This window comes from Terrabacter sp. Soil811, assembly GCF_001429655.1.
GTDB lineage: Bacteria > Actinomycetota > Actinomycetes > Actinomycetales > Dermatophilaceae > Terrabacter.
Map to the genome: position 1 here is coordinate 258,739 of NZ_LMSX01000010.1, position 23,181 is coordinate 281,919.

At 72.6% G+C, this 23,181-nt stretch carries 28 protein-coding genes; 15 read left to right on the forward strand and 13 right to left on the reverse strand.

The genetic code is table 11. From position 1 onward, the window contains the following. Positions 1-71 precede the first annotated feature (71 nt). From ASH01_RS18495 to ASH01_RS23870, 4 genes are all read right to left on the reverse strand, one after another. Positions 72-665, reverse strand: a complete 594-nt coding sequence (locus ASH01_RS18495) for a YdeI/OmpD-associated family protein (RefSeq protein ID WP_056779409.1) — start codon at positions 663-665, stop codon at positions 72-74. Positions 666-677: 12 nt separating this feature from the next. Next, on the reverse strand, positions 678-1,361 hold the full coding sequence (locus tag ASH01_RS18500; protein ID WP_056779412.1) for an N-acyl homoserine lactonase family protein: 684 nt from the start codon (positions 1,359-1,361) through the stop codon (positions 678-680). A gap of 81 nt (positions 1,362-1,442) precedes the next feature. Beyond that, positions 1,443-1,817: a YciI family protein gene (locus tag ASH01_RS18505; RefSeq protein WP_056779751.1), complete on the reverse strand. Its 375-nt coding sequence runs from the start codon at positions 1,815-1,817 to the stop codon at positions 1,443-1,445. Positions 1,818-1,822: 5 nt separating this feature from the next. Then, positions 1,823-1,954, reverse strand: coding sequence for a hypothetical protein (locus ASH01_RS23870; protein ID WP_268807411.1), 132 nt, complete (start codon positions 1,952-1,954; stop codon positions 1,823-1,825). 83 nt (positions 1,955-2,037) lie between these two features. Between ASH01_RS23870 and ASH01_RS18510 the strand changes: the two genes are divergently transcribed. The 5 genes from ASH01_RS18510 (at position 2,038) to ASH01_RS18530 (ending at position 5,740) form a co-directional block, all read left to right on the forward strand. Next, positions 2,038-2,670: a dihydrofolate reductase family protein gene (locus tag ASH01_RS18510; protein WP_056779415.1), complete on the forward strand. Its 633-nt coding sequence runs from the start codon at positions 2,038-2,040 to the stop codon at positions 2,668-2,670. Between the two features lie 85 nt (positions 2,671-2,755). Then, positions 2,756-3,265, forward strand: coding sequence for a putative immunity protein (locus ASH01_RS18515; RefSeq protein WP_056779418.1), 510 nt, complete (start codon positions 2,756-2,758; stop codon positions 3,263-3,265). Positions 3,266-3,365: 100 nt separating this feature from the next. Next, positions 3,366-3,827, forward strand: coding sequence for a DUF4440 domain-containing protein (locus ASH01_RS18520; protein ID WP_082619997.1), 462 nt, complete (start codon positions 3,366-3,368; stop codon positions 3,825-3,827). A 45-nt stretch (positions 3,828-3,872) separates the two neighbouring features. Then, positions 3,873-4,892: an alpha/beta fold hydrolase gene (locus ASH01_RS18525; RefSeq protein ID WP_082619981.1), complete on the forward strand. Its 1,020-nt coding sequence runs from the start codon at positions 3,873-3,875 to the stop codon at positions 4,890-4,892. A gap of 68 nt (positions 4,893-4,960) precedes the next feature. After that, positions 4,961-5,740 carry a methyltransferase family protein gene (locus ASH01_RS18530; protein WP_056779423.1) on the forward strand — a complete coding sequence of 260 codons (780 nt, stop codon included), beginning with the start codon at positions 4,961-4,963 and terminating at the stop codon, positions 5,738-5,740. A 23-nt stretch (positions 5,741-5,763) separates the two neighbouring features. Here the strand turns inward: ASH01_RS18530 and ASH01_RS18535 are convergent, their stop codons facing one another. Continuing rightward, a complete protein-coding gene (locus tag ASH01_RS18535) occupies positions 5,764-5,967 on the reverse strand; it encodes a hypothetical protein (RefSeq protein WP_056779426.1) in 204 nt (67 codons plus the stop codon). 86 nt (positions 5,968-6,053) lie between these two features. Here ASH01_RS18535 and ASH01_RS18540 point away from each other — a divergent pair, with 86 nt between their 5' ends. Together ASH01_RS18540 and ASH01_RS18545 are read left to right on the forward strand one after the other, a co-directional pair. Continuing rightward, the gene (locus ASH01_RS18540; protein ID WP_056779430.1) at positions 6,054-7,154 is read left to right on the forward strand and encodes a DNA glycosylase AlkZ-like family protein; all 1,101 of its coding nucleotides are present in this window, start codon (positions 6,054-6,056) and stop codon (positions 7,152-7,154) included. Positions 7,155-7,187: 33 nt separating this feature from the next. Continuing rightward, positions 7,188-7,769 carry a dihydrofolate reductase family protein gene (locus ASH01_RS18545; RefSeq protein ID WP_056779433.1) on the forward strand — a complete coding sequence of 194 codons (582 nt, stop codon included), beginning with the start codon at positions 7,188-7,190 and terminating at the stop codon, positions 7,767-7,769. On the opposite strand, the gene ASH01_RS22680 is transcribed toward ASH01_RS18545, so the two are convergent. Continuing rightward, positions 7,742-8,068 (reverse strand): hypothetical protein, encoded by a 327-nt coding sequence (locus tag ASH01_RS22680; RefSeq protein WP_082619982.1) that lies wholly within the window; start codon positions 8,066-8,068, stop codon positions 7,742-7,744. The two genes, ASH01_RS18545 and ASH01_RS22680, sit on opposite strands and share 28 nt — an antisense overlap. Positions 8,069-8,216: 148 nt before the next feature. On the opposite strand from ASH01_RS22680, the gene ASH01_RS18555 reads away from it, so the two are divergent. The 5 genes from ASH01_RS18555 (at position 8,217) to ASH01_RS18575 (ending at position 12,102) form a co-directional block, all read left to right on the forward strand. Continuing rightward, positions 8,217-9,287, forward strand: a complete 1,071-nt coding sequence (locus ASH01_RS18555) for a saccharopine dehydrogenase NADP-binding domain-containing protein (protein WP_056779439.1) — start codon at positions 8,217-8,219, stop codon at positions 9,285-9,287. After that, positions 9,284-10,666 (forward strand): NAD(P)/FAD-dependent oxidoreductase, encoded by a 1,383-nt coding sequence (locus ASH01_RS18560; RefSeq protein WP_056779442.1) that lies wholly within the window; start codon positions 9,284-9,286, stop codon positions 10,664-10,666. Before ASH01_RS18555 ends, ASH01_RS18560 begins: the two co-directional genes overlap by 4 nt. Before the next feature lie 103 nt (positions 10,667-10,769). Continuing rightward, positions 10,770-11,024, forward strand: a complete 255-nt coding sequence (locus ASH01_RS18565) for a DUF4287 domain-containing protein (protein WP_056779446.1) — start codon at positions 10,770-10,772, stop codon at positions 11,022-11,024. Next, entirely contained in the window at positions 11,021-11,716 is a 696-nt protein-coding gene (locus tag ASH01_RS18570) for a class I SAM-dependent DNA methyltransferase (RefSeq protein ID WP_082619983.1), read from the forward strand. Before ASH01_RS18565 ends, ASH01_RS18570 begins: the two co-directional genes overlap by 4 nt. A 104-nt stretch (positions 11,717-11,820) precedes the next feature. Next, positions 11,821-12,102, forward strand: coding sequence for a DUF427 domain-containing protein (locus tag ASH01_RS18575; RefSeq protein WP_056779449.1), 282 nt, complete (start codon positions 11,821-11,823; stop codon positions 12,100-12,102). A 15-nt stretch (positions 12,103-12,117) separates the two neighbouring features. Here ASH01_RS18575 and ASH01_RS18580 read toward each other — a convergent pair whose 3' ends face one another. Next, positions 12,118-12,540 carry an iron chaperone gene (locus ASH01_RS18580; RefSeq protein ID WP_056779451.1) on the reverse strand — a complete coding sequence of 141 codons (423 nt, stop codon included), beginning with the start codon at positions 12,538-12,540 and terminating at the stop codon, positions 12,118-12,120. 144 nt (positions 12,541-12,684) lie between these two features. Here ASH01_RS18580 and ASH01_RS18585 point away from each other — a divergent pair, with 144 nt between their 5' ends. Continuing rightward, a complete protein-coding gene (locus ASH01_RS18585) occupies positions 12,685-13,650 on the forward strand; it encodes a thermonuclease family protein (RefSeq protein WP_156415661.1) in 966 nt (321 codons plus the stop codon). A gap of 116 nt (positions 13,651-13,766) precedes the next feature. Here the strand turns inward: ASH01_RS18585 and ASH01_RS18590 are convergent, their stop codons facing one another. The 5 genes from ASH01_RS18590 to gndA all read right to left on the reverse strand — a co-directional run bounded on the left by ASH01_RS18590 (position 13,767) and on the right by gndA (position 20,295). Next, the gene (locus ASH01_RS18590; RefSeq protein ID WP_056779456.1) at positions 13,767-14,531 is read right to left on the reverse strand and encodes a GNAT family N-acetyltransferase; all 765 of its coding nucleotides are present in this window, start codon (positions 14,529-14,531) and stop codon (positions 13,767-13,769) included. 49 nt (positions 14,532-14,580) lie between these two features. Then, positions 14,581-15,171, reverse strand: a complete 591-nt coding sequence (locus tag ASH01_RS18595; RefSeq protein ID WP_056779458.1) for a dihydrofolate reductase family protein — start codon at positions 15,169-15,171, stop codon at positions 14,581-14,583. 49 nt (positions 15,172-15,220) lie between these two features. Continuing rightward, entirely contained in the window at positions 15,221-17,212 is a 1,992-nt protein-coding gene (locus tag ASH01_RS18600; RefSeq protein ID WP_156415662.1) for a vWA domain-containing protein, read from the reverse strand. Positions 17,213-17,221: 9 nt separating this feature from the next. Then, a complete protein-coding gene (locus ASH01_RS18605) occupies positions 17,222-18,619 on the reverse strand; it encodes a sigma 54-interacting transcriptional regulator (protein ID WP_056779461.1) in 1,398 nt (465 codons plus the stop codon). Between the two features lie 224 nt (positions 18,620-18,843). Next, complete coding sequence (gene gndA, locus ASH01_RS18610; protein ID WP_056779464.1) at positions 18,844-20,295, reverse strand: NADP-dependent phosphogluconate dehydrogenase; 1,452 nt, start codon at positions 20,293-20,295, stop codon at positions 18,844-18,846. Positions 20,296-20,386: 91 nt separating this feature from the next. Here gndA and ASH01_RS18615 point away from each other — a divergent pair, with 91 nt between their 5' ends. After that, entirely contained in the window at positions 20,387-21,271 is an 885-nt protein-coding gene (locus ASH01_RS18615; RefSeq protein ID WP_056779467.1) for a DUF429 domain-containing protein, read from the forward strand. A 37-nt stretch (positions 21,272-21,308) separates the two neighbouring features. Further along, positions 21,309-21,533 carry a hypothetical protein gene (locus tag ASH01_RS24080; protein ID WP_056779470.1) on the forward strand — a complete coding sequence of 75 codons (225 nt, stop codon included), beginning with the start codon at positions 21,309-21,311 and terminating at the stop codon, positions 21,531-21,533. 138 nt (positions 21,534-21,671) lie between these two features. Here the strand turns inward: ASH01_RS24080 and ASH01_RS18625 are convergent, their stop codons facing one another. Then, entirely contained in the window at positions 21,672-23,129 is a 1,458-nt protein-coding gene (locus ASH01_RS18625) for an MFS transporter (RefSeq protein ID WP_056779473.1), read from the reverse strand. Between the last annotated feature and the right edge of the window lie 52 nt (positions 23,130-23,181).

The following is a 23,181-nucleotide window of genomic DNA, read 5'->3' on the forward strand; positions in this document are numbered from 1 at the left end:
TCGCCACGCAACCACACTCCGGGAGGGGAGACAAGGGAGCCGGCGTCCCAGCGGAGACGTCGGTCAGCCAGTCAGTGGAGGGTCTCGTGGTGACGGCACATCTCGACGAACGTCGCGATGCGCGCGGCCCGGGTCTCCGGCTTCTTGGCGTCGCCGATGCGGTAGAGGATCGCGTAGCGGTTGGCGCCCGTGAGTGTCTCGAAGAACGCCTTGGCCTCCGGGTCGGCAGCGAGCGCGGCGGCCAGGTCGTCGGGCACGGTCGCGCTCTTCTGACCGGCATACGCTGCCGCCCACCGGCCGTCCGCCTTCGCCGCGTCGACCTTCGCCTGCCCTGCCGGGCGCATGCGGCCGGCCGTGATCAGCGCCTCGGCCTTGTCCCGGTTGATCTGCGACCACGTGCTCCGCGGTCCTCGCGGGGTGAACCTCTGCAACCAGTAGGTCTCGTCGTAGCCCCGCTTCTGCCCGTCGATCCAGCCGTGACAGAGGGCGACGTCGAGCGCCTCGACGTAGGTGACCGTCTCGGCCGCCCCCGCCTTGCCGATCTTGAGCCAGAAGCCGCGGCGGTCGACGTGGTGCTCGTCGAACCAGGCCTCGCAGTCGGAGAGCGTGGCGAACGAGATCACCGGCTCACCGGCCAGTTCCTCCCGCGCCTGCTCGTCGGACATGCGGCCATCCTGTCATCGGCCGCCGACGGGGTGGCCGGCTGCCGCCGGGCGCCAGGGCTCCTGCTGGTGCGAGAGCCAGACCTCGTCGGGGGCGAGTGCCCGGATGAGCCGCTGGCCCTCGGTGCGCGGATGGTCGAGCTCGTCGAAGAAGACCGCCGTGTCACCGGCGATGACGACGGAGCGACCGCCCGTGCGGACGACCACGACCTGCGAGCCTCGCGTGTGGCCGGGGGTCGACACGAGCTGGATGCCGGGCAGCAGCTCGAGCGTGCCGTCGACGGTCTCGTAGTCCACTCCCGGCGCCTCGACCCACTCGCGGATCGTGTAGTCGTCCTGGGTCCGCGCGTCATCCAGCTCCGCCCTCTGGACATACACCGGCTTGCCGGCGAAGAGGTGGTTGCCACCGCAGTGGTCGAAGTGCAGATGGGTGTTGACCACGACGTCGATGCCGGCCACGTCGAAGCCGGACTGCTCGCTCAGTGGAGTCAGCCGAGGATCCATGTCGTCGACCGCAGGGTGCAGCTGCGTCATGCCGGTGTCGACCAGCACGCGCGCGTCGGGATGGTCGATGACGTGCACGTAGACCGGCATCCGCTCGCCGTCGGCCAGCAGCTCGGCAACGAGGACGGGAGTCACCGTCACCGTCGAGAGCCCGCCTTCCGACGCCTCGCTCTTCTCGTCCAGTGGATCACCCATGGCGCAAGTCTGGGGCAGAGCGGCGGACGACGGTGGCCAAGTGCCGAAGTCGGCCACCGTCGCTCGCCGATGCGTCCTGCGTCAGTCGCCGGGCGCGTCCGGGCCGGTGGAGATCTGGCGCAGCGTCGAGATCACCGTGACCTCGGGCCAGTGCTCGGCGTGCAGCTCGGCGAACTTCCGCTGGTCGGCCACGGCCTCCTCGACGGTGTCGTACTGCAGGATCGACCATCCGCCGATGACCTCCTTGGACTCGGCGTACGGTCCGTCGTGCTGGGTGATCTCACCCTGGCTGACGACGAAGTTCACGGCGTCCTCCGTCCCGTAGAGCCCACCACCGTCGAGGAACACGCCCGCGGCGGCCCGCTCGCCGATGTGGACGTCCATCGCGTCGAAGAGCGCCTGCGGCGGCGTCCCGATCCCCTCTTCCATCCTCACGAACCCCATGAAACGCGGCATGTCGATCACTCCTCCTGGTTGCTGTGGTGTCCTTCGTACTCGTACGTCGACCGGGTGGGCAGGTCCTCGACACACGTCTCGAGAATTCTTCGGAAGCCCAGAATGATCCGCTCCGCCGTGCCCGACGGTGTCGTCACCCAGCACTAGAGTCGGCACGGTCGCCGAGCACCTGCCTCGCGGCGACCACCGGCGAGCGCCTGGACCATGACGGAGGACACCGATGTCACGCACCCGGATCCACAACTTCTCGATCTCCCTCGACGGGTTCGCCACCGGCGAGCCGCAGTCGCTCGAGACCCCCTTCGGGCACGCCGGCCAGAGGCTCCACACGTGGATGATGCGCACCCAGTACTGGGACCCGGACGGCACCGACGGGGTTGACCACGCCTACGCCGAGCGCCACGGCCCCGGCATCGGCGCGGAGATCATGGGCGCCAACAAGTTCGGCCCGCCCGGCTGGCACGACGACCCGGACTGGAAGGGGTGGTGGGGCCCCAACCCGCCGTTCCACACACCCGTCTTCGTCCTCACCCACCACGCCCGCCCCTCCCTCGAGATGGAGGGCGGCAACGTCTTCCACTTCCTCGAGGCCACCCCGGGCGAGGCGCTCGAGACGGCCCGCGCGGCCGCCGACGGCCAGGACATCCGGATCGGTGGCGGCGCCACCGTTGTCCGCGACTTCCTCGCCGCCGGGCTCGTCGACCACCTGCACCTCGTCCAGGTCCCGATCGTGCTCGGCCGCGGCGTCCGCCTCTGGGACGGTCTCGAGGGCGTCGAGGACGCCTTCGACATCGAGACCGTCGCCTCCCCGACCGGTGTCACGCACTTCACCTTCACCCGCAAGGCGTCGTGAGGTCACGTCCCACGCGGGCCCGGGCACGCGGCATACGCCATCGGTGGGGGTGACGCGTCCAAACGGGCACTGGCAGGCTGGCTGCATGATCCTGCCGAAGGTGCGCGACCCGCGCCTCGTGACGATCCGCCGTGGCGGACTGCTCACCGACGAGGATCACCGGCTGCTGTCGCTGTGGGCCGCCACGTGCGCTGAGCACGTGCTGCATCTCTTCGAGGCGGAGGCGTCGTCGGACACTCGCCCTCGGGACGCCATCGATGCGGCTCGGGCGTGGGCCCGCGGCGAGATGAGGATGATGGACGCGCGAGCCCGCGGTGGGCTTGCGATGGGAGCCGCCCGGCCGCTGCAGGGAGCGGCCCGGTTTGCGGCATACGCTGCCGGCCAGGCAGCCTGCGTGGGCCACGTGGCCGAGCACGACCTGGGCGCCTCCGCGTACGCGATCAAGGCCGCTCGCGCTGCACACCCCCACGAGGTCGACGCCGGACGGCTCGAGCGTGACTGGCAGCGAGACCAGCTCGACGCCCGGGTCTGCGCACTCGTCCTCGACGACCAGGTCCGCCGGAACGCCATCTGCTGGGGCGTCTTCGAGGACTGACGATGCCAGGCCCCCAACACCGGCCAGGCGGCCACGGGCCCACGCCACACGGCACACGGCACACGGCATCGGTCGCGGTGACGCGGCTAGCGTGTGGGCCGTGACGACAGACCTGACGGCAGACGAGACCACCGACCACGCCGCGATCCAGGGGATGGTGGACGCGTTCTTCGGGGCGTTCGTCTCGGGGCCCGGCTGCGCCGAGAGGATGGACCTGCTGCGCGGGCTGCTGCTCCCGCGGGCCGTCATCGTGCGCACGTGCGGGATGGAGCCCGCGGTCATGGGTGTCGAGGAGTTCATCGCACCGCGGGAAGCGCTGCTGACCGGCGGCTCGCTCACCGACTTCCGCGAGTGGCCCGCTGCGGGGCGCGTCGAGGTCTTCGGCGACATCGCGCACTGGTTCGGAAGCTACGCCAAGGCGGGCACGCAGGAGGGCGAGCCGTTCACCGGGCGCGGGATGAAGACGATCCAGCTCGTCCGCACCGCCGACGGGTGGCGGATCAGCGCAGCCGCGTGGGACGACGAGCGCGAGGGCCTGACGCTGCCGACCGACGCCGGCTGAGACCACCCGGATCCAGCCGGCGCCCGGCTGCGGTTCACTGGGATCGTGGCTGCGCAACGCCTGGGGACCGCGCCCCTGCCGGACGGGACGCGGGTCGCGTATGCCGTCACCGGCGGCGGTCCGTTCCTCGTCGTCGCCCCGGGTTGGCTGAGCCACCTCGAGATGGGGTGGGCCATCCCGGCCGAGCGGATGTTCCACGAGGCGCTGTCGTCCGGACGCACGCTCGTGCGCTACGACCGCCCCGGCTGCGGCCTCTCCGACGCCTACGACGGTCCCCGCACCATGGACCTCGAGGTCGCGACGATCGGTGCCGTGGCCGACGCGGTCGGCGCCGAGCGGTTCGACCTGCTGGGCTGGTCGCTCGGCGCGGCGGCGGCCGTGCAGTGGGCCGCCGAGCGGCCCGAGACCGTGTCGCGGCTCGTGCTCTACGGCGGGTGGCCCACCGGCAGCTCCATCGGTGACGACGACAGCCGGCACCACGTGCTCGGCCTGCTCGCCACCCACTGGGGACTCGGGTCGGACCTGCTCACCGACGTCTTCGCCCCCGACGCGGACGCGGACACGAGGCGCACGCTGGCTCGCTACCAACGCGCTGCCTCCTCGGCCGAGACGGCGGTCGCGCTCCTGCGTCTCGCCTACGACCTCGACGTCAGCCCGGACCTCAGGCAAGTGGCCGCGCCGACCCTCGTGCTGCACCGGCGCGGCGATCGAGCGGCACCGATCGCCGGGGGACGCGCTCTCGCACAGGCGATCCCGGGCGCCGAGCTCGTCGAGCTCGAGGGCCGCTCGCACCTCCCCGCCATCGGCGACGCGCAGTCGGTCGTCGACGAGGTGCGGCGCTTCCTCGGCCTGCCGACGTTGCGCCGGGCCGTGCCGACCGGGCTGACGACGCGCCAGACGGAGGTCGCAGCACTGGTCGCGGAGGGCCTGACGAACCGCCAGATCGCCGACCGGCTCGGCATCACCGAACGGTCCGCCGAGTCGCACCTCGAGCGGATCCGCGTGCGCCTCGGGTTCAGCTCCCGCGCGCAGGTGGCCGCCTGGTACGTCGCCCGGACCCCATAGAAAGAGACCCCGAGAAGTGGGGTAGTTCCACGGCTGTGCTGCTGACTGTCCGTGGACAGCATGAGGAGATGACCCGACGCATCGTGCCCCTCGCCGTCTCCGCCGCCGCCTGGTGCGGCTTCGTCGCCATCACCGCGTGGACGATGGCCTTCCTCGCCGGCGCGCTGCTCCCCCGCACCGTCGACGGCCCGGCACGCACGAGCACCGGTTGGGCCGTCGCCGTCGACCTCGCCCTCCTGCTGCTCTTCGCCCTCCAGCACTCGGTGATGGCGCGCCGCCCGGCGAAGGCCTGGCTCCGGCGCCGGGTCCCGGCCGAGCTCGAGCGCACCACCTACGTACTCGCGACCGACGTCTGCCTCGCCCTCCTGCTGGCGCTGTGGCAACCGTGGGACCAGATCGTCTGGCACGTCGAGGGGATGGCGGCATACGCCCTCTGGTCGCTGTGCGCGGCGGGCTGGGCCCTCGCGGTCGCGGCGACCTTCGCCGTCGACCACCTCGAGCTGATCGGGCTCCGGCAGGCCGGCTGGGGCGCCCGGACGACCCTGTCCGACGACGGACCCGCGGTGCTGCAGGTCAGCGGGCTCCACGCGATCGTGCGGCATCCGTTGATGACCGGGATGGTGCTCGCGTTCTGGGCGACCCCGCGGATGAGCGCGCCCCACCTGCTCTTCGCCGTCGCCGCGACCGGCTACATCGCCGTCGGGATCACCTTCGAGGAGCGCGACCTGCGCCGCACGTTCGGGGCGGACTACGACGCGTATGCCGCCCGCGTCCCCGCGCTCGTGCCCGGCCTCCGGCTGGGGCGTGCGGCGCACGTGGCGGCGCCGTCAGGGCGCGACCGGGCCTGACCACCTCGCGGTCGAGGCAGCAGTCACTCGCCGCGGATGCGGTCCGGCTTGAGGAGCACGAGGGCCAGCGCGACGAGCAGACCGGCGACGATGCCGACGACGAGCCCGCGGCCGACGTCCTGGGTCAGCGCGCCGCCCATGAGCCCGGCGAGCGCCCCGATCGACGCGCACCCGGTGAACGTCGCGATCACCTTGGCCCAGAAGGGCGCCTGCACCTGACCTGCCATGCCGCCACAGTAGTCGCGCACGTGTCCCGCGGATGCCCGGCCGCAGATCCGTCGCCCTGTCCCCGCGCTCGGCTAGCGTCTCGGGCATGGTGGTCCACCGGCTCACGGTCGAGCAGGCACGTCGCATCGCGGTGCACGCGCAGCTGCTCGACCTGCCGCGCCCGACCGATCTCGTGCAGACCGTCGAGCGCCTGACCTTCCTCCAGATCGACCCCACCGCGGCCATCGCGCCGAGCGCCGACCTCGTCCTGTGGAGCCGGCTCGGCCGCACCTATGACCCCGCCGACCTGACGAAGACCGTCGAGCACGACCGCACCCTCGTCGAGACCGTCGCCTACGTGCGCAGCCCGACGGACATCCCCGCCGTCATCGCCGAGGTGCGTGAGGCCGAGCCCTACCCCTTCATGGCCACCTGGCTCGAGGCCAACGACTCCTTCCGCCGCGACATCCTCGCCACGCTAGAGGCCGACGGCCCGCTCCTCTCCCGCGACATCCCCGACACGAGCGTCGTCCCCTGGCCCTCGACCGGCTGGACGAACAACCGCAACATCACGAAGATGCTCGAGGCCCTGGCGCTGCGCGGCGAGGTCGCCATCTCCGGACGCAAGGGCCGTCAGCGCTACTTCGACCTCCCCGAGCGCGTCTACCCGCCCGACCTGCCGAGGCTCACGCTCGAGCAGGCCGTCGACCACCGCAACGAGCGCCGGCTCGCCTCCCTCGGGATCGCCCGCGCCACCGGCACCGTCATGCCCGGCGAGGGCAACTACGTCGGCGACGCCGGTGAGCCCGCCGAGGTCGACGGCGTGCCGGGCACGTGGCGCGTCGACCCGGCATACCTCGACGTCGCCGACGCCTTCACGGGCCGGACCGCGCTGCTCAGCCCGTTCGACCGGCTCATCCACGACCGGGTCCGCGCCGAGCAGCTCTGGGGGTTCGAGTACATCCTCGAGATGTACAAGCCCAAGGACCAACGGCGCTGGGGCTACTTCGCGCTGCCGATCCTCCACCACGACCGTCTCGTCGGGAAGCTCGACGCCCAGGCCGATCGCAAGGCCGGCACCCTCGTCGTCAACGCCGTCCACGAGGACGTCCGCTTCACCAAGGCCGTCCGGTCCGCCGTCGACCGCGAGATCGCCGACCTCGCGGCGTGGCTCGGACTCACCCTCAGCGGCCCCGCCGCGCCCTAGACCCCGCACCACACTGACCTCCAGGAGAGCACCGTGCGCAGGATCGTCGCCTACGTCATCACCTCCCTCGACGGCTCCGTCGACGACCCCACCCGCTGCTTCCCACCCGACGTCGACCCCGACAAGCCGCAGCCGCCGACCTTCGACGACGTCCTCATCGAGCGTGAGACCGCGCTCATCGGGCAGCAGGACGCCGTGCTCCTCGGCCGCCACATGTATGACGAGTGGGCGCGCTACTGGCCGACCTCCGACGAGCAGCCGTTCGCCGACTTCATCAACGGCGTCACGAAATACGTCGTCTCCTCCACCCCGCTCACCACACAGTGGGGCGAGGCCGAAGCCGTCCAGGGACCGCTCGCCGACATCGTCCGCGACCTGAAAGCCCTGCCCGGCAACGACATCGGCGTCCACGGCAGCATTCAGCTCGCGCAGTCACTCCTGGCCGAGGGTCTGGTCGACGAGCTGCATCTCGCCGTCGCGCCGGTCCTCGACCCCGAGGGCCGCCGCCTCTTCGACGGCCTGCCCGAGCTGCAGCGCCTGACCCTCGTCAGCGCGACTCCCACGCCCGGCGGAGCCCTCTGGCTCGTCTACCGCCCTGCCTCCCCGGTCTCGTAGGCGCGCCGCCGACCCAGCGTCCCGCTGACGCGGTAGCCGGGCATCGCCCGCTGCGAACGCGCCGAGAGGATCGACCCGTCGCTCTGGTGCGAGAGCACCGACAGGCGCGACATGTTCGACAGCAGCGACGCCATGCTCATCGACGACCCGACCGACAGGAACGACGCGAACGACCCGACGCTGCCGATCGAGAGCACCGACCCCACGCTCCCGATCGAGAGCACCGACCCCGTCGACCCGATCGACAGGAACGAGTCCCGCGACGCGATCGACCACTTCCCCGTGCGCGATGTCGCCATGACCGCAGCCTAGGCACGCGTACCCAATTCCGATGGCGTATGCCGTCCCGCCCGCTCTTGAGGTATCACCCCCTCCGCCCGCTCCTCCTCTCCTGCAACGGCGGCGCCCCGCGCCACACGGCATACGCAGACCCCTCAGGAGCACCTCGTGAGCAGCACGTTCGCCTTCACCGTCCACCCGCGGGCCCGCCTCGGCGAGGACCTCGCCCGCGTCTGGTCGCCGCTCGGCCGTGTGCCGGACCCCGTCTACGACACCGCCCTGCGCCGGCTCCCGCTGCGCCCGATCTCCATGGCCGGCATCCACATCGGCGGCGCGCACGTCGGCCACGTCGTGCTCGTGCCCTTCGGGGCGCGCCACCTGCTCACCTCCCCCAGCGAAGGCCGGGCCCGCGTTCACCGTGCGGTCGACAAGGCCCGCGCCCTCGGCTGCGACGTCGTGGGGCTCGGCGCCCTGACCGCCACGGTGACCGCGGGCGGGGTCTCGCTCCGCGGCCGCTCCGACATCGGCGTGACGAACGGCAACGCCTTCACCGCAGCGATCGTCGACGACCAGGCCCGACGCCTGCTGCGCGACGCCGTCGACCACGCCTCCGATCCGCACGTCGCCATCGTCGGGGCCACCGGCAGCGTCGGCGGGGCGGTGACCCGGCTGCTCGCCCGCGACTGCGCCGCCGCCCGGCTCACCCTCGTCGCCCGGTCGACGGGACGGCTCGACGCGCTCGCCGCCGACGTCGGCCGTCAGGTCCCGACGACGACCGCCACGACGATGGATGCCGTCGCGACGGCTGACCTCGTCATCCTGCTCACCGCCTCCGCCGACGCGCTCCTCGAGGCGCGGCACCTCGCGCCCGGCGCGGTCGTGCTCGACGCGACCCAGCCGCGCAACACCTCGCCGACCCTCGTCGACGAGCGGCCCGACGTGCTCGTCGTCGACGGCGGAGTCGTCGACATCCCCAGCCTGCGCCTCGTCGGCGGCAACATCGGCCTGCCCGACGGCCGCTCCTACGCCTGCTTCGCCGAGACCGCCCTCCTCGCCCTGACCGGCCACCGTGGCCACTTCTCCATCGGGGTGCCGACGCTCGAGCTCGTCGACCGGACCCGTGGCATGGCGGCCGACCTCGCCCACCTCGGCTTCCGGGCCGCGGAGCCGACGAGCTTCGGCCGCTCCGTGACCGTCGGCCGCTCCGCCACCACCCCGGCGTTGGGAATGGCGTCATGACGACGCTCGTCCGCGGCGGCCACCGCGCCCGACACCGGGTCGTCCTCCTCGGCGGCGGCTACGTCACCCTCCACGCGTATGCCGGCCTCATGCGTCACGCCGGACGTGCCGTCCGCGCCGGCGAGGTCCAGGTCGTCGTCATCAGCACGGACGACGCACACAGCTTCCACGGCTTCACCGGGGAGGTGCTCGCGGGCTTGCTGCCCTACGACCGGACGCGCACGCCGCTCGTCGACGCGATGCCGCACGCGCACGTCGTCCTCGGCCGTGCGACGGCGATCGACGCCGACCGTCGGGTCGTGCGCTACATGCTCGCCGACGACGAGGCGGGCCGGCACGTCGACCCGCAGCACGACTCGGACTCGGACTCGGGCTCGCACTCGGACGCGAACTCCGACCCACACCACGAGCGCGTCCTCGACTACGACGCCCTCGTCGTCGGCACCGGGGGCCGCGAGCCCGCGACCGCGGTGCCCGGCCTGGCCGAGCACGGCTTCACCCTGCGAGCGCCCGGCGACATCGCCGTCCTCACCGAGCGGGTCCGAGAGGCGGCGGCGCACCGTGGCCTCCGCCGACACACGGTCGTCGTCGCCGGAGGCGGGATGGCCGGGGTCGAGATGGCGGCGGCCGTCGCCGACTTCGGCGGGGCGCGCGTTCGCGTCGAGCTCGTCCACTCCGGCGACGCGATCCTCCCCGAGCTGCGTGACGAGCAGCCCCGTCTGGCCCGCCGTGCCGAGCAGGAGCTGAGGCGTCTCGGTGTCCGGGTCCGGCTGGGAGTGCGCCTCGCGTCGGTGACGGAGGACCACGCATACCTCTCCGACGGGACGAGTCTCCCGGCGACCACCGTCATCGCGACCATCGGACAGCGCCCCGTCCACGTCCCGGGACTCGACGCCCACCGCGACCCGCGCGGCCGGCTCGTGACGCGCCCCGACCTCGCCGTCGTCGACGGGGTCTGGGCTGCCGGCGACGCGGCGTGCGTCGTCCACCCCACGACCGGCGAACCCGTCCCGGCCAACGCGCTGTGGGCGATCAAGGGCGGCGAGCACGTCGGCCGCAACCTCGCGCGGACGCTGCGTGGTCGCCCGACCCGGCCCTTCGCCTACCGCGGCCTCGGCCAAGCGGCCTCCTTCGGGGTCGGCCGCTCGATCTCCGAGCTCTATGGCATCCCCTTCACCGGCTGGGTGGCGTGGGTGCTGCGGCTGACCTTCTTCCTGCGCTTCATGCCGTCGCGGCGCAAGGCGGCGCAGGTCGTGACCGACTTCGCCCGCCATGCCGCACACGGCCGCAACGCTCCGGCACCCGCCGGGCCCGCGGTCGCCGAGCCAGCGGTCGCCGAGCCCGCGGTCGCCGACCTCGCCGCCGCCCGCACTGCCTAGCGCGACCCGGTCGTCCATTCGCGCGGGGGCGGATGTCGCCGGAGTGTCGAGATGCGAGGGCGCCGTTCGACGTGGTGGCATGACGACCACCTCAGGAGGAGCCATGACCACGCAGCCCATGACTGGCAACCCCGCCAGCCCCGCACCCAAGGGCCCGGCGTCCTACTTCCCGTCGATCGAGAAGACCTACGGCCAGCCGATCGAGCACTGGATCGGCCTCGTCCGCGAGCAGCACGCCGCCGGCACGGTCAGGCACGGCGAGCTCGTCGCCTGGCTCAAGACCGAGCACGGCCTCGGGCACGGCCACGCCAACGCCGTCGTCGCCCACACCCTCGGGCTCATCAAGGCCGAGGCGTGACCGAAGCCCACGTGACCGAGCCGAGCCACCACGAAGAGCCGAGCCACCCCACCGAGCCGAGCCACGTCACCGAGACGCGAGCCGCCTACGACACGGTCGCCGTCGACTACGCGAGCCTCCTCGAGGGCGAGCTCGCGCGCAGCCCGCTCGACCGGGCGCTGCTCGGGCACTTCGCGGAGCTCGTCGGCCTCGAAGGCGGCGGCCCGGTCGTCGACGTCGGCTGCGGGCCGGGTCGTATCACCGGCCACCTAGCGAGCCTCGGGCTCGACGTCAGCGGCATCGACCTCTCGCCGGGCATGGTCACCGAAGCGCAGCGGCGGCACCCCGACCTCGACTTCCGCACCGGGAGCCTCGCCGCGCTCGGCCTCCCCGACGCCTCGGTCACGGGCGTCGTCGCGTGGTACTCGATCATCCACACGCCCCCTGACCTGCTCCCCGAGGTCTTCGCCGAGCTCCACCGGGTCATCCGGGCGAACGGCTTGCTGCTGCTCGCCTTTCAGGCCGGCGGCTTCTCGGTGCGGCACGAGCAGGCCTACGGCCACGCGGTCACCTTCGAGGCCCACCGCCACGACCCGGACGGCGTCGCCGCACAGCTGGCCGACGCCGGCTTCCGCGTCACCGTTCGCACCGACCGGGTCCCGCAGGACTACGAGAAGACGCCCCAGGCCTTCCTCCTCGCCCGCCGCGGCTGAGCCTCGCCGTCGCTGAGGCTGTCCAAGGTTCGGAAGGAATCCGCCGCACCGGGAGTTGTCGCTGAGGACGGCCCAACCGGGGCCCGACCGATGAGGAGCTCAGCGTGCGTGCGATCTGGAACGGCAAGGTCATCGCCGAGAGCGACGACACCGTCGTCGTCGAGGGCAACCACTACTTCCCCCGCGAGTCCGTCGACGACAGCGCGCTCATCGACAGCAGCACACAGACGAGGTGCCCGTGGAAGGGGGAGGCGTCGTACTTCTCGGTCGCCGTCGACGGAGACACCAACCGCGACGCCGCCTGGTACTACCCGACGCCCAAGAGCGCCGCAGCCGAGATCAAGGACCGCGTCGCCTTCTGGCGCGGCGTCACCGTCACCGACTGAGCGCCGCCACGACACTCACGCCCGGTGGCGCGCCGCGAGCGCCCGGGCGACCCGCTCGATGAGGTCGTAGGGCACCGGGTCCTTGTAGAAGAACTGCACCGTGTCCTTGGCCGCCCGGTGCGGCGCGATCTCGGCCTCGAGATCGGGGTCGAGCTCGCCCACCGGGTAGAGCCCGACGTGCTTCTTCCACCCCGCGAAGTGGATGCCGTAGCGGTCGGCGAACATGATGGCCGGCATGCCGTAGCGGATCTTCTCCTCGCCGCCGGGCACCGCCCGCCGGAGCGCGGCATGCACCTGCTCGAGCACCTGCCGGGGCCCGTCAGGAAACCCGTGGACGTAGGCGTCGACGGTCGTCGGTGCGCCCGGGGCCTCCGCGTCGGGCGTGGTGTCTGTCGTGGTGTCGGGCGTGGTGTCGGGCGTGGTCTCCGGCTCGCTCATCGGTCCCCCTCGTGCCCTTCATGGCTGCTGCGTCGTCCCTCGCCAGTGTGACCCACTCCCGGCCCGGCGACCATGGTCCATTCGCCGGACAGGGCGGTGCCGATCACCTACGGTGAGCCGATCACCAGGGGATCAGGGAGCACGATGCGCAGTCGCAGGACCAAGGGACTCGTCACGGTCGCGGCTCTCGTCGCGCTCGCGGCGATCGGCGGCAACGCCGCACGAGGCTCGGACGAGATCGCGCCCACGGGCGCGGGTGCGTCGCCCGTCGTGACCGAGACGAGCACGCCGGCGCCGAGCGTGACGACCGACGGGGACGCAGCACGACGCGCCGCCGAGGCCACCGCCGACCAGGCTGCTGCTGACCAGGCTGCTGCTGACCAGGCTGCTGCGGCGAAGAAGGCGGCGGATGCCAAGGCTGCCGCCGCTCGCGCCGCCGCGGCCACGGTCGCGGCCGACCAGGCTCGGGCCGCTGCGGCGGCGAAGGCCACGGCGTCTGCCGCCACGTGGACCGTCAAGAAGGTCGTCGACGGGGACACGATCTGGGTCTCGCGCTCGGGGATATCCCGCAAGATCCGCTTCATCGGCATCGACACCCCCGAGACCGGCCAGTGCGGCTTCACCGAGGCCCGCAACGCGCTGCGCGGCATCATCGGGGGCCAGCGCGTCACCCTCACCGCGGGTGCCCGGGACGACGTCGACCGCTACGGCCGACTGCTGCGCTACGTCGACGTGAACGGCGTCGACGCGGGCCTGCGCCTCGTCAAGCAGGGGTATGCCGTCGCCCGCTACGACTCGCGCGACGGCTACGGCTCGCACACCCGGGAGGCGGCCTACGTCCGCGCCGACGCGGCAAGCCCCAAGGCCGCCTGCGCCGACCCCGGTGCCGGCACGTCCAGCGGCAGCACGGCCGGCAGCGGGTTCACCGGGTCCTGGCCGCTGGCCGGCGACACGTACCCCTGCCCGCAGTCGCGTCCGGTCAAGGGCAACGAGAACTCGATGATCGCCCACGAGCCCGGCGACCGGTACTACACCGTGACGAAGCCCGAGCAGTGCTTCGCGACGATGGCCGACGCCGAGGCGGCCGGCTTCCGCCCCGCCAAGGTCTGACCGTGCGTCGACCCGTTGTCGGGAGGACGCCGCGGTCACCCGGTCCCGCGCCCCACGCCGGAGCTCCACCAGCGGGAGCAGTGACGCAGGGCGCGCGTGATGATGCACCCGGTGCCTCAGTCGTCGAGCTCGAGGATGCAGGCGGTCCCGACGTCGACGAAGCCGACCCGGCGGTAGATGTCGGCAGCCGCATCCGATCCGGCCGACAGGAAGACGATCTCGACGCCCTGCTCGCGGCAGGCGGCGACGAGGGTGCTCGTGATCGCCGTGCCGTGACCGCGGCCTCGGTGACCCGGGGGCACGGCGATGCCCATGAGCTCGGCGACGTCACCACGCGGAGCCGCCGACCCGGCGCCGCAGAGGCGGTTGCCCTCGAACGAGGCGACGACGAGGAGGTCTCCGCGCTCCATGAGCTCGGGCCGTTTGCCCGGGTCCTTCGGCTCCACCTCGTCGCGCCCGGCGAAGCCCGCAGACACCGCGCCCATGGCCAGCGACAGGTGCGGCTCGGCCGGGTTCAGCGCCAGGGCCCGTGGGTCCGCCGCCACCGGGACGTCCGACGGCATGACGAGCAGCGGGTAGCGGTGCGGCTCGTGGCCGGCCGCACGCACCGCAGGCAGCAACGACGGCGTGACCTCGTCGACCCACTCGACGGCCCGCGGCACCTCGAGCTCGCGCTGGGTCTCGAGCACACGGCATACGTCATCGGCGCTGAAGGCGCCCCGGCCACCCAGCCGGGGGCGCGCGTAGAACTGCCACCCGGTGCCCTCCTCGGCGACGAAGAGGGTGAAGGGCCCGACCTCCATGGCGCGGGCGACGGCCCGCGGGACGCAGTCGTAGTACGCCTCGATGCGGTCCAGCCGCGGCTCGTGAGCTCGCCCCATGGCGCCACCATGACAGTCGGCGGCACGAGCGAGCGACCGGATTACGGCGTCAGCGCTGGACCGGGTAGACGAGGTGCGTGACCCGCTCACCCTCGACGACCGTGGTCGGGTCGCCGAGCACGACCTGGCCGGCGGCTTCGGTGAAGTACGGACGCCCGACGCCCAGGAAGCACGGCACGAGGTCGATCGCCACCTCGTCGAGCAGCCCCTCGGCGAGGCACTGGCTCGCGATCTCACCGGCCGCGACACCCACGGCGGAGTCACCCGCGACCTCGCGCGCCCGGGCCACCGCCTCGTGGACGCCGCCCGTCACGAACTCGACGGTCCCGCCGGGATAGCCCCAGCCTTCGGGCGGCTCGTGGGTGAGCACGACGACCGGGACCCCGAGCGGATGCGTGCCCTTCCACCCGTCGGTGATGTCGAAGAGGTGCCGGCCGACGACGAGCGCGCCGAGGCTGCCGGCCCACGACCGCCAGTAGTCCGCGTCGGTCCGGGTCAGGTGGAAGGTCATGTCACCGCCGGCCGACTCCCACGGCACATCGCCGGCCTCGTACCAGTCGAAGAGCGGACCGACCTCGTCGTTCGGACCGGCGACGAACCCGTCCAGCGACATCGATGCCGATGACACGACCTTGCCCATGGTGCTCTCCTGTCTGCGAGGTGCTCGTCCACCAGTGCGGCCCCAGCGCTCAGCGGCGGCCCCGGCGGGTGCGAAGGTAGTCGGCGACGACGTACTCCCCGAGCCGCGAGATGTCGGGCGTGAAGACGCGCCCACCCGCCCGCCGGGCCACGGCGTCGACGAAGCGCGCCAGCCCCGGGTCGTCCCCGAGCATGAAGATGTTGAGCTGGGCCCCCGAGCGCCGCAGCTCGTCGACCTGCGCCACCGTCGCGCGCACGGTCTCCTGCGTCGCCGGCCAGTGGAAGGTCGGGCGCCCGTCCACCTCGATGTGCGCCGTCGGCTCACCGTCGGTGACGACGAGGACGACCGGCTCCGCGTCCGGGTGCCGCCGCAGGTGCCGCGAGGCGAGCATGAGCGCGTGCTGGAGGTTGGTGCCCTGCACCCACTCCGGCTCGGCCTCAGTGAGCTCCGTCGGCGTGAGCGTGCGGGCCGCGAGGTTGAAGCCGATGATCTGCAGCGCGTCGTGCCGGAAGCGGGTCTGCACGAGGTGCGAGAGCGCGAGCGCCGTCTGCTTCATCGGCCCCCACCGGCCCTCCTGCATCATCGAGAACGACATGTCGACGCACAGCGCGACCGCCGCCACCGAGCGCCGCTCCGTCTCTGCCACCTCGAAGTCCTCGACGAGCAGCTCAACCCCACCGCCCGAGGCCGTGCTCCGTCGGGCCGCGTTGCGCTGCAAGGCGTTCGACACGGTGCGCACCGTGTCGATGGGCAGCTCGTCGCCGAACTCCCACTGACGGGTGAGCCCGGTCGGCTCGTCGGCCTGACCCGCCGCGCGGTCGTCGTGGTCGCCGCGGCCGGCCGCCTCGACGCGGTCGAAGACCCGCTTGAGCGCGGTCTCGCCGAGGCGTCGCACGGCACGCGGCGTGAGTCGCAGGCCGTCGTCCCCGCGGGAGACGTAGCCCTGGCGTTCGAGCTCGCGCTCGAGCTGGCGGAGGGCCTCCATGTCACGGGCGGCGTCCGCGCCGAGGTACTGCTCGAGCCGCTCGACGTCGACGTCGTCGAGGGTCGCGCCGAAGTAGCCCTGACCGAGCTGCTCGCCGAGCTGCTCGAGATCGGCGAGCTCGGCGACCGCCCCGACGGCCTCCCCGTAGCCCATCGGCTCGCCGCCCTGACCCGGCTGCACGGGGCTGCGCCGGTCGAGACCGGGCCGCAGGGCGCGCAGGTTGTCGGAGAGCTGCGCCATCTGCGACGCGAGGTCGGGGTCGCCGAGGGCGTCGGACATGAGCTGGCCGAGCTGCTCGCGCTGCTCGGGGGTCAACGAGGCCATGAGCCGGTCTGCCGCGGCCTGTCGCCGGGCCAGGGCGTCGATGAGCTCGTCGACGTTCTCGGGGTGCTCCGGGAAGAGGTCGCCGTGCTTGTCCATGAAGTCGCGGAACTGGTCCTCGGTGTCCTCGTCACGGGCGTGGGCGGCGAGGAGCTGGTTGAGGTCGGCGAGCATGTCCTTTACCGCCTGCATGGCCTGGGGGTCGTTGCCCGACAACGCCTGCTTGAGCCCCTCGAACTGCGCCCCGACGACCTCACGCTGGAGCATCTGCTGGATCTGCTCGTACGTCTGCTGCGCCTCGGGCGAGTGCCACGCGTAGTCCCCGAGCGCGCGGACCGCGCCGGCCACGTCGTCGGGGATCGTCGCGAGGTCCATCTCGGCCAGCCGGGCGTCGTCACCGTCCTCACCGGCGAGGGTGTCGCGCTCCTCGGCGAGCGCCTGGTCGAGCATGGCGCGCACCTGGTCGAGGGTGCCGCCGAGGTCGCCGCGCCGACGCGCAGCCTCCCGCAGACGGCGTACGCGGTCAGCGAGGTCGTCGAGGCCACGACGTCCGTCCATGCCCCGTCGCATGAGCTCGCGCAGCGCCTCCCGCAGGGAGCCACCGGCGAGGACGTCGTGCCCGACGTCGTCGAGGGCCGAGCGGACGTCGAAGGGCGGCGCGAGTGGGTCGGGCCCACCGGACCACGGCGCATAGCGGAACCGCCCGTGCACCTCGTCCCCGTCGCGCGGCGTCATCGGCACGACCTACGCCCCGTAGACGGTACGGCCGGCGACGGAGTCCTTGTCGATGCGTCGCGTCAGGTGCAGTCCCTCGAGCACGAACTCGACTGCGGCAGCGACCTGCCCGGGGGTCGCGTCGTCGCCGTGCCCGAGGCGGTCGAGTACCTTGGACAGGCCCGGCACCGGGCCCACCTGCGCAAGCAGGTCGGCGCCCGGCACGAGCTCGCCGGTCTCGACGACGGCGCCCTCGGCGAAGAGGTTCGTGAAGCCGGTGAGGTCGAGGCCCGCGAGGCGCGAGCGGTAGGTCTCTGCGACGGCGAGGCGCAGCAGGTGCGTCAGCACGTCGCGCTCCCGGCCCTCCTCCCCCATCTCGAACTCGACCTTGCCGAGCAGGGTCGGCACGACGGTGGGGACGTCGCAGACGCGCGCGACGGCATACGTCTCCCCGGAGCGGGCGGCGCGGCGCAGCGCGGAGCCGGCCACGCCCTCGGCCCCCGCGATGGCGAACCGCGCGGAGACACCGGAGCGCTGGTCGACGGCCGACGACTCGCGCAGCCCGCGGGTGAAGCGGGCGACGACCTCGAGGAGGTGCTCGGGCACGTCGGCGACGAGCGCTGACTCCTGCGCGATGAGGGCGACCTCGTCGCTGACCTCGGTCGGGTAGTGGGTGCGGATCTCGGCGCCGAAGCGGTCCTTGAGCGGCGTGATGATGCGGCCGCGATTCGTGTAGTCCTCGGGGTTGGCCGTCGCGACGAGGAGGATGTCGAGGGGCAGCCGCAGCGAGTAGCCGCGGATCTGGATGTCGCGCTCCTCGAGCACGTTGAAGAGGGCGACCTGGATGCGCTCGGCGAGGTCGGGCAGCTCGTTGAGGCCGAAGATGCCACGGTTGCTGCGCGGCACGAGGCCGTAGTGCACCGTCTCGGGGTCGCCGAGCGTGCGGCCCTGCGCGACCTTGACGGGGTCGACGTCACCGACGAGGTCACCGACGCTCGTGTCGGGCGTCGCGAGCTTCTCGGTGTAGCGCTCGCTCCGGTGGCGCCACACGACGGGCAGGTCGTCGCCGAGCTCGGCAGCGAGCCGGCGGCAGCGGGTGCACGACGGCGCGTGCGGGTCGTCACCGATCTCGCAGCCCTCGACGACGGGGCTCCACTCGTCGAGCAGGCCCGAGAGCGTGCGCATGAGGCGGGTCTTGCCCTGGCCGCGCTCGCCGAGCAGGACGAGGTCGTGGCCCGCGAGCAGCGCCGTCTCGAGCTCGGGCAGGACGGTCTCCTCGAAGCCCACCATCCCGGGGAAGGCGTCGTCGCCCGCGCGCAACCGGGCCAGGAGGTTCTCGCGGATCTCGCTCTTGACGCTGCGGTGGACGTGGCCGCTGTCGCGCAGCTCGCCGAGGGTGGTGGCACGACCGGTGTCGGGGTGGGTCATTGCTTCACGCTACGTCCGACTCCCGACCCTGTCGAAGGGTGCGTCGAGGGCTGGTCCGGCATCGCCCCGCACGAGCCACCGCCAAGGCCCGTGACGCCGGCTCGCGCCCCTCGTTGAACGCGTGGTGTCCGGCGCTGCCCTGCTTCCGTATGCCGTGTGCCCGGATCCGCCGGGACGCGTGACGTGCGCGAGGTGTCGTCGTGCGCGCCTGGGCGGTCCTCCGTTCAGTCGGTGGAGGACTCGGCGCGGCCTCCGGCCCAGTCGGTGTGGAAGGTGCCCCCGCGGTCGACGCGCGTGTAGGTGTGCGCACCGAAGTTGTCGCGCAGCGCCTGGATGAGCGCGGCCGGCAGACGGTCGCGGCGCAGGCCGTCGAAGTAGGCGAGCGACGACGCGAAGGCCGGCGCCGGGACGCCGCGCTCGGCCGACACGGCGACGACGCGGCGCCAGGCCTGCACCCCGTCGCCGATGGCGTCGGCGAACCACGGCGCGGTCAGCAGCGTCTCGAGGTCGGGCTCGGCGGCATACGCCTCCTTGATGCGGTCGAGGAAGCGGGCGCGGATGATGCAGCCACCGCGCCAGATCGTCGCGACCTCACCGAGGTCGAGGTCCCAACCGTGCTCTTCCGAGCCGGCGGCGAGCTGGTCGAAGCCCTGGGCGTAGGCGACGATCTTCGAGGCGTAGAGGGCGGCCCGGACGTCGTCGACGAAGGCGTCGCGCTCGACGTCGCGCTGCGTGGCGGGGTCGAGGTCGGCGAGGTCCGAGAAGGTCTCGCGCACCGCGGCGCGCTGGCTCGTGTGGCCCGACAGGCTGCGCGCGAAGGTCGCCTCCGCGATGCCCGTGACGGGGACGCCGAGGTCGAGGGCGCTCTGCACGGTCCAGCGGCCGGTGCCCTTCTGCTCGGCCGCGTCACCGACGACGTCGACGAACGGCTTGCCCGTCGAGGCGTCGGTGTGGGCGAGCACGTCGGCGGTCATCTCGATGAGGAAGGACTCGAGGTCGCCCTCGTTCCACTCTCGGAAGACGTCGGCGATCTCGGCGGGCTCGAGCCCGAGGACGCTGCGGAGCAGGTCGAAGGACTCGGCGATGAGCTGCATGTCGGCGTACTCGATGCCGTTGTGGACCATCTTGACGAAGTGACCGGCGGCGTCGGGGCCGAGGTGCGCGGCGCACGGCGTCCCGTCGACCTGCGCGGCGATCGACTCGACGACCGGAGCCAGGCGCTCGTAGGCGTGGTCGGACCCGCCGACCATGATCGAGGGGCCGTTGAGCGCGCCCTCCTCGCCGCCCGAGACGCCCATGCCGACGAAGTGGATCCCCTGGTCGGAGAGAGCCTTCTCCCGTCGGAGCGTGTCGGCGAAGTGCGCGTTGCCGGCGTCGACGACGATGTCGCCCTCGTCGAGCAGCGGCACGAGCTCGTCGATGACGGCGTCGGTCGGGCCACCCGCCTTGACCATGACGATGATGGCTCGTGGCTTCTGGATCGCGGCCACGAAGTCCTCGACCGTCTCGGCGGGGACGAAGTCGCCCTCGTCGCCGAACTGCTCGACGAGGCTCGTCATCCGCGAGGTCGTGCGGTTGTGGACCGCCACCGTGTGGCCGTGGCGGGCGATGTTGCGAGCGAGGTTGCGACCCATGGTCGCGAGGCCGGTGACGCCGATCGTTGCGCGTGTGTCCATGTGGGCGGCAACCTCCCCGGCGACCGGTCCATTCCGCGGTGTCCACCCACCGGGCCGGACCGCACAGCCTCCGATGGGGTTGAGTGGTGCCATGGGAACGGACGCGCAGCGGATCCGCGAGCTCGCCGAGGGGTTGACGACAGCGCTGGCCCGGCCGGTCGGCGCCAGTGACGAGATCGCCGGCGCCCTCGCGGAGAGCGTCGCCGCGCTGCGCCGGCTCGCCGACGTCGTCGAACGGCACTCCGATGCCGCCGCGGCCTCCGGGCGCCCCGCTCCGGTCGAGGTCGTCGCGCCCGTGCTCGGTGTCGACGGGTGCACCGCCGGCTGGGTGGGCGCGCTGCTCGAGCCGGGCGCCCCACGTCCGCGCATCCTCGTCGCCCCGACGATCGCCGAGCTCGTCGCCATGGTGCGCGAGTCGACCGGCATCCGAGTCGTCGGCATCGACATCCCGATCGGCCTGCCGGACAGCACGATCCGCCAGGCCGACGTCCTCGCACGCAAGGCACTGCCCGGCAAGGCGTCGTCGATCTTCTCGACACTGACCCGAGCCGCCTACGCCGCGGCCACGCGCCTCGACGCCGACGCCGTCAACCGTGGCCTCGTCGGCCAGGGCGTGGGTGCCCAGGTGTTCGCCCTGCGCGACAAGATCGTCGAGGTCGACTCCTGGCTGCGCACGCGCCCCACCGTGACGGTGCTCGAGGTCCATCCGGAGGTGTCGTTCGCGACGATGACCGGCGCACCGATCCTCGCGAGCAAGAAGACCGACGACGGACGCGACCAGCGGCTCGCAGCGCTCGCGGCCGCGGGCATCGCGCGCCCGTCCGTGCTCCAGGGCCAGGGGTATGCCGCCGACGACGTCCTCGACGCCTGCGCGGTCGCGTGGTCGGCCGCGCGCCACGCGGCAGGCCTGGCCCGGTCCCTGCCCGACCCGCCGGAGGTCTTCTCCGACGGCATCCCGGCCGCCATCTGGGCCTGAGCGACGCACGCGCGCAGTCGTGTCCGACGATGGGCGCATGCAGATCACGCTCGACGACCTCACCGACCCGGCCGTCATCGCCCTGCTCGACGGGCACGTCGCGCAGCTGCGCTCCATCTCGCCGCCCGAGAGCTCGCACGGTTCGGCCGACTTCTTCGCGCCCGCCCGGGCTCTGTACGCCGCCCACGGCTTCGCCGAGTGCGGGCCCTTCGGCCGCTACCGCCTCGACCCGCACAGCACCTTCATGACCCTCGAGCTCTGAGTCGCCGGTCCGACGCCGGCTCCGTGTGCACGGGGCGGCGTCAGTGCCCCGCCCGGTGCACACGGCACCACGATGCGACCGAGGTATGCCGTCACGACCGGGCGCGACGGCATACCTCGTCCGGTGGTGGGCCGGGGCTCAGGCGGCAGGTGCCACCTGCGGAGCCCGACGGATGAAGAGGACGACGACCGCGGCGAGGAGAGCCGCGCCGGCGCAGAGCGCGAAGAGCTGGCGGTACGCCGTGAGCGACGGCACCGCGAAGCTGCCGAGGATCACGGTGTTGGCGGCGAGGATGCTGCCGCCGAGGGCCGAGGCGAGGGAGCTGCCGAGGCTGCGGAAGAGCGCGTTGAGCCCGTTGGCGGCGGCGATCTCGGTGCGCGGCGTGTGCTCGTTGATGAGCGAGGGGATGGCGGCGTAGCCGATGCCCGTGCCGATCCCGACGATGGTCGTGCCGATGATGACCTCGGTCAGGCTCGAGGTCCAGACGATGCGCATGAACCACCCGGCGGCGACGACGACCGCGCCGAGGGCGAGGGTCTTCGGGGCGCCCCACGATCCGATGAGGCGCGCGGCGATCGGCGAGAAGATGATCATCGCGATGCCGCTCGGGAGCAGGGCGAGACCGCCGGTCATGAGGCTCGCGCCGAAGCCGTAGCCGCTCGCCTCGGGGGCCTCGACGAAGGCCGCCGTGCCGAGGAACGACGCGAAGAGGGCGAAGCCGAAGAGGACCGAGGCGACGTTGGTCAGCACGATGGGACGGCGGCGCAGCGCCCGGAGGTCGACGAGGGGGTCCTGGATGCGGGTCTGGCTCCAGCCGAAGACGGCGAAGAGCACGGCGGACGCGGCGAGCAGCCACCACACGCGGGGGTCGGACCAGCCCCAGGCGGCGCTCTGGGTGAGCGGGAGCAGGAGCGTCAGCAGGGCGGCACCCATGAGGGTCGCACCGACGAGGTCGACGCGGCCGCCGCTGCGGCCCGGAGCCTCGGGGACCATGATCCGGATGCCGGCGAAGGCGATGAGCCCGGCGACGGAGGTGATCCAGAAGAGCGCGTGGAAGGAGAAGTGCTCGGCGACGAAGCCGGCGAGAGGCAGGCCCAGCGCACCGCCGACGCCGAGCATGGCGCTGACGAGGGCGACCGACGACGCGACGCGTTCCTTGGGCATCGTCGTCATGAGCAGGCTGATGCCGAGCGGGATCGCCGCAGCCGCCATGCCCTGGATCGAGCGCCCGAGGATGAGCAGGCCGATGTTGTCGGTGAGGGCCGTGAGGAGCGAGCCGAGGGTGAGGGCGGCGAGGGCCACGAGGAGCATCCGGCGCTTGCCGAACATGTCACCGAGGCGGCCCAGGATCGGCACGGAGATGGCGGCGACGAGCAGCGTCGAGGTGAGCAGCCACGAGACGTTGCTGGCCGACGTGTTCAGGTCGGCCGGCAGTGACGAGAGGACGGGGACGAGCAGCGACTGCGAGAGCGCGACGACGAGCGCACCGAGGCCGACGAAGACGAGCTGGACGGTGGCCCGGCTCGACTGTGCCCTCGACGTCGTGCTCGGTGCGGTGGCGACGGCCGTCTCGGGCGGCTCGGTGCTGACGGACATGCGGACTCCTCCGGAGGATCTGGGTGTGGTGACACTGTACGCCCGTTGTGAC

Excerpts from the sequence above, each read along its gene's own strand:
- ASH01_RS18530 (WP_056779423.1), top strand. The coding sequence starts at position 4,961 with ATGACCCGACGCATCGTGCCCCTCGCCGTCTCCGCCGCCGCCTGGTGC.
- ASH01_RS18615 (WP_056779467.1), top strand. The coding sequence starts at position 20,387 with ATGGGAACGGACGCGCAGCGGATCCGCGAGCTCGCCGAGGGGTTGACG.
- ASH01_RS18585 (WP_156415661.1), top strand. The coding sequence starts at position 12,685 with ATGCGCAGTCGCAGGACCAAGGGACTCGTCACGGTCGCGGCTCTCGTC.
- ASH01_RS18590 (WP_056779456.1), bottom strand. The coding sequence starts at position 14,531 with ATGGGGCGAGCTCACGAGCCGCGGCTGGACCGCATCGAGGCGTACTAC.
- ASH01_RS18515 (WP_056779418.1), top strand. The coding sequence starts at position 2,756 with ATGATCCTGCCGAAGGTGCGCGACCCGCGCCTCGTGACGATCCGCCGT.
- ASH01_RS18580 (WP_056779451.1), bottom strand. The coding sequence starts at position 12,540 with ATGAGCGAGCCGGAGACCACGCCCGACACCACGCCCGACACCACGACA.
- ASH01_RS18600 (WP_156415662.1), bottom strand. The coding sequence starts at position 17,212 with ATGACGCCGCGCGACGGGGACGAGGTGCACGGGCGGTTCCGCTATGCG.
- ASH01_RS18510 (WP_056779415.1), top strand. The coding sequence starts at position 2,038 with ATGTCACGCACCCGGATCCACAACTTCTCGATCTCCCTCGACGGGTTC.
- ASH01_RS18495 (WP_056779409.1), bottom strand. The coding sequence starts at position 665 with ATGTCCGACGAGCAGGCGCGGGAGGAACTGGCCGGTGAGCCGGTGATC.
- ASH01_RS24080 (WP_056779470.1), top strand. The coding sequence starts at position 21,309 with ATGCAGATCACGCTCGACGACCTCACCGACCCGGCCGTCATCGCCCTG.
- ASH01_RS18560 (WP_056779442.1), top strand. The coding sequence starts at position 9,284 with ATGACGACGCTCGTCCGCGGCGGCCACCGCGCCCGACACCGGGTCGTC.
- ASH01_RS22680 (WP_082619982.1), bottom strand. The coding sequence starts at position 8,068 with ATGGCGACATCGCGCACGGGGAAGTGGTCGATCGCGTCGCGGGACTCG.
- ASH01_RS18540 (WP_056779430.1), top strand. The coding sequence starts at position 6,054 with ATGGTGGTCCACCGGCTCACGGTCGAGCAGGCACGTCGCATCGCGGTG.
- ASH01_RS18565 (WP_056779446.1), top strand. The coding sequence starts at position 10,770 with ATGACCACGCAGCCCATGACTGGCAACCCCGCCAGCCCCGCACCCAAG.
- ASH01_RS18605 (WP_056779461.1), bottom strand. The coding sequence starts at position 18,619 with ATGACCCACCCCGACACCGGTCGTGCCACCACCCTCGGCGAGCTGCGC.
- ASH01_RS18505 (WP_056779751.1), bottom strand. The coding sequence starts at position 1,817 with ATGCCGCGTTTCATGGGGTTCGTGAGGATGGAAGAGGGGATCGGGACG.
- ASH01_RS18595 (WP_056779458.1), bottom strand. The coding sequence starts at position 15,171 with ATGGGCAAGGTCGTGTCATCGGCATCGATGTCGCTGGACGGGTTCGTC.
- gndA (WP_056779464.1), bottom strand. The coding sequence starts at position 20,295 with ATGGACACACGCGCAACGATCGGCGTCACCGGCCTCGCGACCATGGGT.
- ASH01_RS18500 (WP_056779412.1), bottom strand. The coding sequence starts at position 1,361 with ATGGGTGATCCACTGGACGAGAAGAGCGAGGCGTCGGAAGGCGGGCTC.
- ASH01_RS18625 (WP_056779473.1), bottom strand. The coding sequence starts at position 23,129 with ATGTCCGTCAGCACCGAGCCGCCCGAGACGGCCGTCGCCACCGCACCG.
- ASH01_RS18535 (WP_056779426.1), bottom strand. The coding sequence starts at position 5,967 with ATGGCAGGTCAGGTGCAGGCGCCCTTCTGGGCCAAGGTGATCGCGACG.